Origin of the sequence: Jannaschia halovivens, from assembly GCF_046452375.1 — a bacterium.
Taxonomy (GTDB): Bacteria; Pseudomonadota; Alphaproteobacteria; order Rhodobacterales; family Rhodobacteraceae; genus Jannaschia; species Jannaschia halovivens.
Window position 1 is genome coordinate 1,241,050 of record NZ_JBKFDJ010000001.1, and the last position, 12,797, is coordinate 1,253,846.

At 70.6% G+C, this 12,797-nt stretch carries 11 protein-coding genes; 6 read left to right on the forward strand and 5 right to left on the reverse strand.

Annotation, left to right across the window (positions count from 1 at the left end):
* Window positions 1-124: 124 nt before the first annotated feature.
* The 5 genes from ACK8OR_RS06285 (at window position 125) to glmM (ending at window position 6,892) form a co-directional block, all read left to right on the forward strand.
* Window positions 125-2,668 carry a putative PEP-binding protein gene (locus ACK8OR_RS06285; RefSeq protein ID WP_410188565.1) on the forward strand — a complete coding sequence of 848 codons (2,544 nt, stop codon included), beginning with the start codon at window positions 125-127 and terminating at the stop codon, window positions 2,666-2,668.
* A 273-nt stretch (window positions 2,669-2,941) separates the two neighbouring features.
* Entirely contained in the window at window positions 2,942-3,535 is a 594-nt protein-coding gene (locus ACK8OR_RS06290; protein WP_410188566.1) for a cell wall hydrolase, read from the forward strand.
* 110 nt (window positions 3,536-3,645) lie between these two features.
* Window positions 3,646-4,569 carry a dihydroneopterin aldolase gene (locus ACK8OR_RS06295; protein ID WP_410188567.1) on the forward strand — a complete coding sequence of 308 codons (924 nt, stop codon included), beginning with the start codon at window positions 3,646-3,648 and terminating at the stop codon, window positions 4,567-4,569.
* Complete coding sequence (folP, locus tag ACK8OR_RS06300; protein WP_410188568.1) at window positions 4,569-5,543, forward strand: dihydropteroate synthase; 975 nt, start codon at window positions 4,569-4,571, stop codon at window positions 5,541-5,543. Before ACK8OR_RS06295 ends, folP begins: the two co-directional genes overlap by 1 nt.
* 2 nt (window positions 5,544-5,545) lie before the next feature.
* Window positions 5,546-6,892, forward strand: coding sequence for a phosphoglucosamine mutase (glmM, locus tag ACK8OR_RS06305; RefSeq protein WP_410188569.1), 1,347 nt, complete (start codon window positions 5,546-5,548; stop codon window positions 6,890-6,892).
* Here glmM and chrA read toward each other — a convergent pair.
* The 5 genes from chrA to metZ form a co-directional block, all read right to left on the reverse strand.
* On the reverse strand, window positions 6,889-8,136 hold the full coding sequence (chrA, locus tag ACK8OR_RS06310; RefSeq protein WP_410188570.1) for a chromate efflux transporter: 1,248 nt from the start codon (window positions 8,134-8,136) through the stop codon (window positions 6,889-6,891). The genes glmM and chrA overlap by 4 nt on opposite strands.
* Complete coding sequence (locus ACK8OR_RS06315) at window positions 8,133-8,783, reverse strand: rhodanese-like domain-containing protein (protein ID WP_410188571.1); 651 nt, start codon at window positions 8,781-8,783, stop codon at window positions 8,133-8,135. The genes chrA and ACK8OR_RS06315 overlap by 4 nt, the downstream gene beginning before the upstream one ends.
* 109 nt (window positions 8,784-8,892) lie before the next feature.
* Window positions 8,893-9,933, reverse strand: coding sequence for a GTP cyclohydrolase FolE2 (gene folE2 / locus ACK8OR_RS06320; RefSeq protein ID WP_410188572.1), 1,041 nt, complete (start codon window positions 9,931-9,933; stop codon window positions 8,893-8,895).
* A gap of 123 nt (window positions 9,934-10,056) precedes the next feature.
* Window positions 10,057-10,548 (reverse strand): GNAT family N-acetyltransferase, encoded by a 492-nt coding sequence (locus ACK8OR_RS06325; RefSeq protein WP_410188573.1) that lies wholly within the window; start codon window positions 10,546-10,548, stop codon window positions 10,057-10,059.
* Window positions 10,541-11,734: an O-succinylhomoserine sulfhydrylase gene (gene metZ / locus ACK8OR_RS06330; protein ID WP_410188574.1), complete on the reverse strand. Its 1,194-nt coding sequence runs from the start codon at window positions 11,732-11,734 to the stop codon at window positions 10,541-10,543. The genes ACK8OR_RS06325 and metZ overlap by 8 nt, the downstream gene beginning before the upstream one ends.
* A 235-nt stretch (window positions 11,735-11,969) precedes the next feature.
* Here metZ and ACK8OR_RS06335 point away from each other — a divergent pair, with 235 nt between their 5' ends.
* Window positions 11,970-12,677, forward strand: coding sequence for a glutathione S-transferase N-terminal domain-containing protein (locus ACK8OR_RS06335; protein WP_410188575.1), 708 nt, complete (start codon window positions 11,970-11,972; stop codon window positions 12,675-12,677).
* The last annotated feature ends 120 nt before the right edge of the window (window positions 12,678-12,797 follow it).

The window sequence follows — 12,797 nt, forward strand, 5'->3', positions numbered from 1 at the left end:
CGCCCGCGTCCCGTCGCCGGAAATCGTTCGGAAACGGCAACGCGACATGTAACGTCACGTTTACACGAACGACCTTGCCGCATTGCAGCATTGCGCTATGCTGCAAGCGCAAAGGAAACCGGCCATGCTCGATACGCCACGCTTCACCGAGATCACGCCGACCGCCGACATCAAGGGCGAGCGGCATGGCAAGCGTGCCAAGTGCCTGCAGCGCCTGATCCGCATGGAGCTGCCGGTTCCGCATACCGTCGCCATCCCCTTCGACGCCGTGCGCGACATCGCGGGGGGCGAGATGATCGACCTCTCGACGCTGATCTCGCTCTTCGATGGCGAGCCGCGCCTGCTGTCGGTGCGGTCCTCGTCCGAGACGCCGGATTGGGGCGGCCCCGGCGCCGTCCTCAACATCGGGATGAACGATCACGCCCATGCCTGGCTGTCGAACACGTTGGGCGACACGGTGGCCGACAAGCTCTACCTGCGCTTCATCCGCTCCTTCGCGATCGAGGTGATGCGGCTTGACGAGGCCCCGTTCGAGGAGGCGACCACCCCCGCCGCCGCCCGCGCCGTCTTCGAGGAGGAGATGGAGGAGCCGTTCCCGCAGGATATCCGCGACCAGCTCGCCGCCGTGCTCCGCGCGATGGCCCGCGCGTGGGAGGGTACCTCCGCGCGCCTTCTGCGCCAGGCCCAGGGCGCGCCCGCCGACGCGGGGCTCGGTCTCGTGGTGCAGCGCATGGCGCAAGGCATGGGGCCTGGCCAGTCCGGCTCGGGCGTGGTGCAGTTCGTGGACCCGGCGACGGGCGCGCCGCAGGTCACGGGCCGCTACATGGGGCAGGCCATGGGCCGCGAGGCGCTTCGCGCGCCCGACCGCGCCCTCTACCTCACCCGCGACGCGCGCGGCCCCTCGCTCGAAGAGCTGCTGCCCGAGGTCTATGCCGAGCTTCTGGATGTCGGCGCGCGTTGCCGCACCCGCCTGCGCGAAGAGATGCAGGTCGAGTTCACCATCGACCAGGGTCGCCTCGCCGTGCTCGACGCCGTCCGCTGCCCGCGCGAGGCCCGCGCCGGGGTCGCCATCGCCACGGCGCTGGCTCGCGACGGCATCATCCCCCGCTCCGAGGCACTGCTCCGGATCGCGCCCGCCACGCTGAGCCGCCTGCTCCACCGCCAGATCGACACGGATGCGCCGCGCACCGTGCTCGCGCGTGGCGTCGCAGCCTCGCCGGGGGCCGCGTCCGGTCGCCTCGTCTTCGACCCCGCCGAGGCACAGGCGGCGCTGTCGCGCGACGAGGCCTGCATCCTCGTGCGCCGCGAGACCTCGCCCGACGACGTGCGCGGCATGCACGCCGCCGACGGCGTGCTGACCGAACGCGGCGGCACCACCAGCCACGCCGCCGTGATCGCGCGCGGCCTCGGCCTGCCCTGCGTCACCGGGGCCACGGGCCTGCGCGTCTCGGGCAAGGACAGGACCGTCACGCTGGCCGACGGGCGCGTGCTGGGCGAAGGCGACAGCATCACGATCGACGGCTCCTCGGGCGAGGTGCTGGACGGGCTGGTGCCGACGCAGGAGCCGATGCTCGACGACGCGTTCCGCGATATCATGACGTGGTCGGACCAGGCGCGCGATATCGGCGTGCGCGCCAATGCCGACACCGTGGCCGACGCGACGCTTGCCCGCGGCTTCGGCGTCGACGGGATCGGTCTCTGCCGGACCGAACACATGTTCTTCGACCCCGCCCGCCTGACCGTGATGCGCGAGATGATCTTCGCCGAAGGCCCGTCCGACCGCGCCGCGGCGCTCGAACGCCTCCTCCCGATGCAGCGCGACGATTTCACCGAGCTCTTCACGCTGATGTCGGGCCTGCCGGTCTGTATCCGCCTGCTCGATCCGCCCCTGCACGAGTTCCTGCCCTCCGAAGGCCAGGGCATCAGCGATCTTGCCGCGGCGCTCGACCGGCCGCTCTCCGAGGTGAAGACCCGCATCGCCGCGATGCAGGAATACAATCCCATGCTGGGGATGCGGGGCGTCCGCCTCGGGATCGCCATGCCCGAGATCTACGAAATGCAGGCCCGCGCCATCTTCGAGGCGACCGTCGCGGCCCTCGACGAGGGCTCCGTCGTCACCCCCGAGATCATGATCCCGCTCGTCACCGCCCGGCGCGAGGTCGAGCTGGTCAAGCGCCGGATCGACGCCATCGCCGCCGCCGTGCGCGAGGAATCGGGCACCGAATTCGACTACCGCCTCGGCGTGATGGTCGAGACGCCGCGCGCCGCGCTGCGCGCCGGTGAAATCGCCGAGATGGCCCATTTCCTCAGCTTCGGGACCAACGACCTGACGCAGATGACCTATGGCCTGTCGCGCGACGACGCGGGGCGGTTCATGTCGGCTTATGTCAACGAGGGCGTCTATCCCGAGGACCCATTCGGCACGCTCGACGTGGACGGGGTAGGCGAACTCCTCCTCCTGGGGGCGGCGCGCGGGCGGGCGGTTCGGCCCGACGTTACCGTGGCGCTTTGTGGCGAACATGGCGGCAGTCCCGAATCGATCGCCTTCTGCCGGTTGGCCGGATTCGACTATGTCTCCTGCTCGCCCTTCCGGGTGCCCGTGGCCAAGCTCGCGGCGGCCCATGCGACGATTCTCGGCAGCGATGCGGCAGATTCGCGCCGATCCTGACTAAAATCGGCAGGAATTCGCGAATTCGGCCCCGTTAGCGCCGCCGAACGCAACCTTTCGCCCAATGCTGCGGTTGCAAACACCGCTTTGAGACCGCACCTGTCCCACTCAGACAAAAGGGTGGACGTTGACGGAACGATAACCCGCAAAGGGTACAGCCGTCACAGCGTCCGAACGGATAGGACAGACTTGAATATGCGTAAGGTTTTCGGCGTGGTCCGCGTGGTTGCGGTCTCTCTTTTCGTGTGCGTTGCGACCCAGGGTGCGGCACAAGTGGTACAACCCCAGCTCGGCGGTGTCGGGCTCTCCGGCTGGACGAAACTGGCCAGCCTCAACTCGGGCCCCGAAGCGGGCGGATCGGTCCTCGATCGCCGCGCGCGGCCCCTCTCGGACGCGCGGCCCGACGACGCCGCCCGGATCGAGGAGATCGACCGGGATCTTCTCAGCGACATGGACCGGGCCAGCGGCAACGCGCAGTGGCGCTGCCTGACCGAGGCGATCTATTTTGAGGCGCGGGGCGAGCCTGTCGCGGGCCAGGTCGCCGTCGCCGAAGTCATTCTCAACCGCGTCGACAGCCCCCGGCATCCCAGCTCGATCTGCAAGGTCGTCAACCAGGGCACGGGCCGCCTGCACGCCTGCCAGTTCAGCTATACCTGCGACGGCATCCCCGAGCGCGTGACCGAGCAGGCCGCGTGGGAAAAGGCCGGCAAGATCGCCCGTCTCCTGATTGACGGTGCGCCCCGTGCGCTGACTGCCGATGCGACGCACTACCATGCGGATTACGTCAACCCGCACTGGGCCAAAGTCTATCCGCGCACGACCAAGGTCGGGCAGCACATCTTCTACAAGCAGATCCCCGGCGCCTGATCGGCCGCCGCATGACGCAAACGACCCCCGGGCCGACGGTCCGGGGGTTTTTTTCCGTCCCGACCCGTGGTCTGAGATGGAGGCCCTCCGCGCCTTGGACCCTCTGCCCCATGTCCGACCGTCACGCCCGCGACCAGCACGCGCTGCGCCTCGCCTTCGCCGCCCCGCTCGACCGGGCGCGCGCGGACGCGCTGCCACTCGACCGGATATCGCTGCGCGAGCATGTCCGCGAGGTCGAGATCGGCGCCTTCCAATTGGAACGCGGCGTGCTGCAGCGGGTGCGTTTCGACATCGTGGCCGAGGTCGTGCCCGACACCGAGGCGGTGCTGGGCGACGACGTGGACGGCATCCTGTCCTATGACACGCTGATCGAGGCAATCGATGTCGAGCTCGAGGCCGAGCGTCTGAACCTCCTCGAGACGCTGGCCGAGCGCATCGCCGCACGCGTCCTCCTGCACGACCGCGCCGCCCGTGTCTTCGTACGGATCGAGAAGCTGGATCGCGGCCCGCATGTGCTGGGCGTCGAGATCGTGCGGTCCCGCGCCGCCGGTCCCGTGGTTCCCTTGGCCGAGGATGCGCCCACGCCACGAATCGTCCTGCTGGCCGAAGGCGCGCAGGACGATCCCGCGCTGGGCGCGATGCTGGACCGGCTCGCGGGCGACCCGGTGCCCACCGTCCTGATCGCGACGCCCGATTTCGACGCGCCGCGCGCGGCCCACCCGATGCCCCAGCGCCGGATCGACCTTCTGGCGATGGAGCAGGCGGCCTGGCGGCTGGCGGCCCGCGACGATCGCTGCGTTGTCGTCGACAGCCGGACCGAGCTCGACTGGTCGATGCGCCGGGGCGGGATCACCCTCTGGGCGCCGTCGCGCATCGTGCTCGACGCGACCCATGGCCCCGAGAACGCCGACCCCGCGACGCTGGCCCGCTGGTTCGCCGCCGAGTTCGCCGCGGTCGAGCTGGTCCTCCCCGGCCCCATCGCGCCGGACGGCCCCGTCCCCGAGCGGCAGGCCGGATCGCTCGACGCGGTCTGATGGCCTATCTCCTGCCCCTGCCCGCGCGGGACGCCGACGGCCCGAACCTCGCGGACGGATGGCTGCGCTTCGACCGGGTCGCGCGGCTGGAGCGCGGGCGCCCCCGCGAGGTCGTGCCCATCTCGGCCTGCGCCGCGGCCGAACTCGCACCCCTCATCTCCCCCCGCGCGCCCGTCGCGGGCCTCACCTTCGACGCCCCGCGCGTCATGGGCATCCTGAACATCACGCCCGACAGCTTTTCAGATGGTGGCGCGCATCTGGCGGTGGACGCGGCCAGCGCCGTCGCCGACAGGATGACGGGCGCAGACATCCTCGACCTCGGTGCCGAGAGCACGCGCCCCGGCGCCGTTCAAATCCCCGCAACCGAGGAGATCGCGCGGCTCGCCCCAGTCCTCGCCGCGCTCGGCAACCGCCGGATCAGTGTCGACACCCGAAAGGCCGAGGTGGCCCGCCATGCCCTTGCCGCCGGGGCCACGATGATCAACGACGTCTCGGCCCTGGCCTTCGACCCTGGGATGGCCGCAACCGTCGCGGCCTCGGAGGCGGCGATCTGCCTGATGCACAGCGTGGGCACGCCCGAGACGATGCAGGATGACCCGCGTTATGGCGACGTCCTCCTCGACGTCTACGATGCGCTGGCCGACCGGATCGACGCGGCACTCGCCGCGGGCATCCCGCGCGACCGGATCGTGGTCGATCCGGGCATCGGATTCGGCAAGACGCGAAACCACAACCTCGCCCTCCTGCGCGATATCGGCCTGTTCCACGGGCTCGGCGTGCCGGTCCTGCTGGGCGCGTCGCGCAAGCGGTTCATCGGCGATCTGGGTACCGCACCCGCGCCGCGCGATCGGGGACCGGGAACGCTGGCGGTGACGCTGGCATCCGTGGCACAAGGCATCCAGATTCACCGTGTGCACGACGTGCCCGAGACGGTGCAGGCGCTCGCGCTCTGGCGGGCCGTGACGGGAGAGTGAGCATGGGCCTGTTCGGGACCGACGGCGTGCGCGGGCGCGCCAACGAGGGCAACATGACCGCCGAGATGGCGCTGCGCATCGGGGCGGCGGCGGGGCGCTATTTCCGGCGCGACGCGGGCCATTCGCTGCATGCGCACCGGGTCGTCATCGGCAAGGACACGCGCCAATCGGGCTACATGATCGAGAACGCGCTGACGGCCGGCCTGACCTCGACCGGCATGAACGTGCTTCTGCTCGGGCCCGTGCCGACGCCCGCCGTGGGGCTTCTGGCGCGGTCGATGCGCGCCGATCTGGGCGTCATGATCTCGGCCAGCCACAATCCCGCCGACGACAACGGCATCAAGCTCTTCGGGCCGGACGGGTTCAAGCTTTCGGACGCCGCCGAGGCCGAGATCGAGCGCATGGTCGAGGAAGGCGTCCGCCCGGCCGAGGCGCAGAACATCGGCCGCGCCAAGCGGATCGACGACGGGCGCGGGCGCTATGTCGAGTACGCCAAGACGACGATCCCCGCCGGCATGACGCTGGAAGGGCTGAAGATTGTGGTCGATTGCGCCAACGGGGCCGCCTACCGCGCCGCCCCCGAGGTGTTGGCCGAGCTGGGGGCGACCGTCATCCCGATCGGCGTCGCGCCGGACGGGCGCAACATCAACCGCGAATGCGGCTCGACCCATACCGATACGGCGGCGGCGGCCGTCGTGGCCCATGGCGCCGACCTGGCCATCTCGCTCGATGGCGACGCGGATCGGGTGATGATCCTCGACGCGGCGGGCCGCGTGGCCGATGGCGACCAGCTCATGGCGCTCTTCGCGGCGCGCTGGGCGGGCGAGGGTCGGCTTGCGGGCAACACGCTGGTGGCGACCGTGATGTCTAATCTCGGCCTGGAACGCCATCTCGCGGCGCAGGATCTCAAGCTTCACCGCACCAAGGTCGGCGACCGGCACGTGGTCGAGGCGATGCGCCGGGGCGGCTTCAACCTCGGGGGCGAGCAGTCAGGCCATATCGTCATGACCGATTACGCCACCACCGGCGACGGCCTCATTGCGGGACTGCAATTTGCCGCCGAGATGGTGCGCACCGGTCGCCCCGCCGCCGAGCTGATGGACGTGTTCGAACCGGTGCCGCAGCGGCTCGACAACGTGGCCTATGCCAGCGGCGCGAACCCGCTGGCCGCCGCCGGGGTGCAGACCGCCATCGCATCGGCCGAGGACGCGCTGACCGGCAGGGGCCGCCTCCTGATCCGGGCGTCGGGGACCGAGCCGTTGATCCGCGTGATGGCCGAATGCGAAGATCCGGCCCTTCTGGATCGCGTCGTCGACGAAGTGGCCGAGGCGGTCCGCGCCGCGGGCTAGACCCCCGCCAGATGCGCCGTCGCCCCGAGGGCCGCGGCCAGCACCAGCGTCTCGAAAAGGCCGCGCTTCAGGACCAGCAGCCAGACCAGCGCGATCGCTGCCAAAGCCCCGGCCACCGGGTCGAAGGACGCCCAGTCGGGCACCGGCGGGCCGAAGCCGTCCTCGTCCACCCGCCGGAAGAGGACGTGGATGCCGAACCAGAGCGACAGATTCGCGATCACCCCCGCCACCGCCGCCGACACCATGTCGAGCGCGCCGCGCAGACGCGGCATCGCCGACAGCCGATCGAGATGCGGCGCGCCTGCGAAGATCCACAGAAAGCAGGGCGCGAAGGTCGCCCAGAGCGTCACGAGCCCCGTCGCTGCCGCCACCGGCCAGCCCCCCGCCTGCGCCCCGCCCAGCCAGCCGGTGAAGAGCGTCACGAGGATCAGGGGCCCCGGCGTCGTCTCGGCCAGGCCCAGCCCGTCGATCATCTGGTCGGGGCTCAGCCAGCCCTGTGCCTCGACCGCCGTCTGCGCCAGTGCCGCGAGCACGGCATAGGCACCGCCGAAGCTGACGGTGGCGAGCCAGCTGAAGAACACCGCCGCCTCGGCCGGGACCGAACCGGGGGCCAGCGCCATCACGGCCAGAAGCGGCAGCCACCAGATCGCGAGCCAGGTCGCCACCGTTCGGACCGTGCCCGCATGGCGGATGGGCGCTTCCCCCGGCGCCGCACCCGAGGGCCGCGCGAGCCCCAGAAGGATCGCCGCCCCGAGCACCGCCCAGAAGGGTGCGCCGAAGACGAAGAGCGCCGTGAATGCCGCGACCGCAACGCCGAGCGCCACCGGCCCCCGCAATGCCTTGGCCCGCAGCTTCCAGAGCGCGCCCGCGACGATAGCCAGCGCCGCCGCCTTCACCCCGAGAAACGCCGCCTCGACCAGCGGCAAGCGCCCGTAGCTCAGGTAGAGCGCCGCAAGCGCCGCCATCACCACCGCGCCGGGCACGACGAACAGAAGGCCCGCCAGAAGCCCCCCGGCCGTGCCGCGCAGCCGCCAGCCCGCGAAGGTCGCAAGCTGCATCGCCTCGGGCCCCGGCAGGAGCGAGCAGAAGCCGAGCCCCCGAAGGAACAGATCCTCGTCGAGCCAGCGCGTCAGGTCCACCAACTCGCGATGCATCAGCGCAATCTGCGCGGCGGGCCCACCGAACGATAGCAAACCGATGCGGCCGAAGACGCGGGCCATTTCGGCCCAGCCCGGCGCGCTCATGCGGTCTGCCCCGCGAGCCAGTCATCGACCAGGTCGAGCGCCTCGAGCGGCGACGCGACCCGCGCCAGCCGACCGGCCAGCAAGCGCGCGGGCCCGCCGGAAAGATGCGCGACCGCCGGGTGGTCCAGCCCGGCCATCTCGGCCATGTCGCGGCCCGTCGCGGGCACCGCCGTGGCGTCCCGGACAGTCAGCGCGGGCGTCACCCAGTCCCGCGTCACCGGCAAGACCGACGCGTGCCGATCCACGAGGCGCCGCAGCACCCAGAATGCCGCCAGTTCGTCCCAACCGGCATCCGCCGCGACGATCCATCGGTCCGGCAGCGCGCGCGCCGTCATCAAGGGAAGGCCCGCCGCGACCCAGGCCAGATGCCCGTCCGTCAGGTATCGTGCCGCCACGCCCCGCGCGCGCAGAAGGCCCGCGCCGATCTGGCTCAGCTTGCCGCCCTTCTGGCAGGTGCAGACGACCGGACCCTCGGGCGGCGGCCCGTCCTCGAGCGCGGCGAGCGTGCCCGCGCGCGCGCCGGGAATGCGGCGCGGATCGGCGGCGGCATCCTCGTCGTCGCGCAGGTCGATCAGGACCGGCGCGTCGGGCGCGTCCAGGATCGCGGCGAGTGCGGCGGGGGTGATGGTGGTGTGGTTATGGGCCAAGGGGCATCCTCCGATTGAACGGTTGCTGGATGCGCGACTTGGGTCCGGAGACCTGTGGCGGGGTGTGCGCGACCCCGTGGCAGACCGTGCCACGGGGTCGCGGACGGGTCTAGCCCGGATGCACGAGCGTCCCGAAGAGACGCGGCTCCAGCGTCTCGGCGGCGAAGAGCGGTCCATGGGTCAGGACCGAGACCGCGTCATGACTGTGCAGGCTCTCCTGATGCGAGGCGACGACGCGGTGGTCCCCCGTGCCCGCCAGCGCGGCAAGCCCTTCGGAGAAGAGCCGGACGGCATCCTCCACGAAGATCGGGTTCGCGGCGTTGAGCTCGGCGAAGGCCTGTTCGTCCTCGCGCTTGACCATCACCTGCGTCTCCGTAGGCACGACCCGGCGGCACATGTCGATCACGTCCTCGACCGCCACATCACCCGTCACCTCGACCGAAAGACGCGCGACGGAGCGCTGCGAATGCGGCGTGGCGAGCTGGCCCCGGGTGCGGCGCGCATGTTCCGAAAGCTCCAGCGAGCAGGGGCAGGTCGAGGAATAGACGTAATCGAGATGGATCACCCGGCGGCGCGCGTCCCCCGACCGGATCACTTCGAAGGCGGCATCGTAATACTGCCAGCCGCTCAGGCCCGAGCGCAGGCTCTCGACCTCCAGTGGCAGCGCGAAGCGCAGCAGGATGCGCGCGTCCTCGGCCCCGAGATCGGTGCGATAGGCGTCGAGCGCCGCATCCACCGCCTCGAACCCGGCCGCCCCGGCGGCATGGGCATAGAAGCTGCGCATGACACGGCTCATGTTGATGCCCTTCCGGCCCGCCGCGAGGCTGACCGTGCCGGTCACCGAAGCATCGACGCCGCGCGGCCCCGCGCGCGTCGGCACCTGAAGCGGCAGGCGGAAGTTCGAGATGCCGACATGCTGGATCGCGACATGCGCGCCCCGGATCAGGTCCGCGGGGCCGTTCTGAAGGTCGGGCAGCGTCGCGCGGTAGGCCTCGTCGGCCACCAGTGCGGGATAGGCATCGGCGAGGATCGGATAGGCCTCGGGCAGCGGCGCACCCCCGGCATCGGCATAGCGGCGAAGCGTATCGAGCGCATCGCGCACGTCGTCTTCGTCGGGCTGGCGGTCAATATCCGGTGCGTGGACGTTCATGGCCGTCCCTCCCTTCGGTTCGCGCATAGGCCGCATCATGTGGGGATTACGCGGCGGAATCCAAGCCCGATTCGACCGGGAGCGGGCCGAACGCGGCGCCCCGGCCCGGTGGCGCGGTCCCGTTCAGGCCGCGCGCGACGCGGTGCCTTGCCCCAGGTCGCGCACCATGTCGGTCGCCCGGATCGTCACGCCATCGCGGACCTGCGGCGCGGGCGCGATGACCGTCCAGCCCAGCCGCGCGAGGAACGGGCGCGCCATGTCGCTGGCCCGCGCCGTCAGACGGGTGTGACCCGCCGCGCGCGCGCCGTTCTCGAGAACCGCTAGCAGCGCATCGGCGGTGCCCTGCCCCCGTTCATCGGGCGCGACAAAGGCGAGGTCGAGATAGCCGTCACCGCGCAACGTCATGAAGCCCACGGGCACGCCGTCGCGCTCGGCCACGCGGACGGTCTGGTCGGCCAGGCGCTCTGCGAACGCGCCCGCATCGGGCCGGGCGGGCAGCCACGCCGCCCGTGCGGCGTCGTCGTAGCACGGGGCCGCGCCCTCGTGGACGCCGCGCCAGAAGATCTCGATCAGCGCGGGGATGTCCGCAGCCCGACCCTCGCGGATCTCAAGCATGGTCCAGCGCCCCCAGCACGTCGGCCACGAGATCGCCCGCGTCCTCCAGCCCGCAGGACAGCCGGATCAGGCCCGGCGTGATCCCCAGCATCGTCTTCTGGTCATCGGGCAGCCTTTGATGCGTCGTCGTCGCGGGATGGGTCGCGATGGATTTCGCGTCGCCCAGATTGTTCGAGATCAGCACGATCTCCAGCGCGTTCAGCACCCGGAAGGCCGCTTCCTTGCCCCCGGCGACGTCGAAGGACAGGACGGTGCCCCCCTCCTCCATCTGCGCGCGGGCGAGGTCGCATTGCGGATGCGAGGCCAGATGCGGATGGATCACGCGGGCGAGCTTCGGGTGACCCTCCAGCGCCTCTGCCAGCGCCATAGCGGTCGCGGCCTGCGCACGGACGCGCAGGTCCATGTGCTCAAGCCCCTTCAGCATTACCCAGGCGTTGAAGGGCGACATGCTGCCGCCGGTGTGCTTGAGATACGGCTCGGCGGTCTTGCGGACGAACTCGGTCGTCCCGCAGATCACCCCGCCCAAGCAGCGCCCCTGCCCGTCCACATGCTTGGTTGTGGAATAGACGACGACATCCGCGCCCAGCTCGACCGCCCGGCTGAAGGCGGGCGTGGCGAAGACGTTGTCGACGATCACCAGCGCGCCGACGTCATGGGCGAGTGCCGCGACACCGGCGATGTCGACCACTTCCAGCGTCGGGTTCGACACACTCTCGAAGAAGCAGGCCTTCGTGTCGGGCCGAATCGCGGCCTTCCACGCGGCAATGTCGGTGCCGTCGATCAGCGTGACCTCGACGCCGTAGCGGGGCAGCACCTCGTCGAGGATATAGAGACACGATCCGAAGAGCGCGCGGCCCGCCACGACGTGGTCCCCGGCCCGCAGCATCGAGACCAGCGCGCCGTTGACCGCCGCCATGCCGGAGGCGGTGGCGAAGGCGTCCTCGGTCTCCTCGATGGCGGCGATCCGGTCCTCGAACATCGCGACGGTCGGGTTGCCGTAGCGGGCGTAGATGAACTCCTCGCGGGACGCCTCGAGGAACCGCGCCTCGGCGGCTTCCGCGCTGTCGTAGACGAAGCCCTGGGTCAGGAACATCGCCTCGGAGACCTCGCCGTATTGCGAGCGGCGGGTGCCCGCGTGGACGGCCATCGTGCGGGGCGAGAGCGGGCGGTTGGACGTGTCTTTCATGGCGGACCTCCTCGGGGGCCGATGGCGTGTCACCAGAGTATCGAGGGAGGGCCGCAGGCGTGCCCGATGCCTCTTTAGCGGAATTGCGACCGGGTATCGCCGGTCAGAGGGCCGCAAGCTGGATCAAATCCCCTCGGGGATGGCGATAGCGCGCATCCGCCCCCCGGATCAAGTCACAAGCTTGCAACCGGGGCCACGGCCCGCCACCGTCGCCGCATCCCGCACGGAGGCCCCCATGACCGATCCCATCGACCTCTATTTCTGGCCCACGCCCAACGGCTGGAAGGTCTCCATCGTGCTCGAGGAGATGGGCCTGCCCTACAAGACGCGTCTCGTGAACATCGGCGCGGGCGACCAGCACAAGCCCGACTTCCTCGCCATCAGTCCCAACAACCGGATGCCCGCCATCGTCGACCCCGACGGGCCCGACGGCGCGCCCATCGCCATCTTCGAGAGCGGCGCGATTCTGCAATATCTCGCCCGCAAGACCGGCACCTTCTGCGGCCGGACGGAGCGCGAGCGGATCGCGGTCGATCAATGGCTCATGTGGCAGATGGGCGGCCTCGGGCCGATGGCGGGCCAGGCGCATCACTTCCTGAAATACGCGCCCGCGATGGATCCGCCCAACGACCTGCCCTACGCCAAGGACCGCTACCGCGCCGAGACCGGGCGCCTCTATGGCGTGATGGACCGGCAGCTGGCGAAGTCGCGCTATATCGCGGGCGAATTCTACTCGATCGCGGACATGGCGTGCTGGGGCTGGGCCTCGCTCTGGGAGGGGCAGCAGCAGACGCTCGACGACAAGCCCAACCTCGCGCGCTGGCTGGACGAGGTCGGCGCGCGCCCCGGCGTCATCGCGGGCCGCGCGCTCCATGCCGACCGGCGCGCGGCCGACCCGAAGGTCAATGCGCAGGCCAAGGGATTGATGGCGGGCAAGGGCTGACGCACGCATGTCCCGAGCTTCCTCTGGAACAACACCGCGTGCTTCGCGTAGGGTTCGCGGGACACGGCTGGGGAGTCACCGATGAAATCCGAGGGGCTGCAAAAGATCGCCTTCACGGCC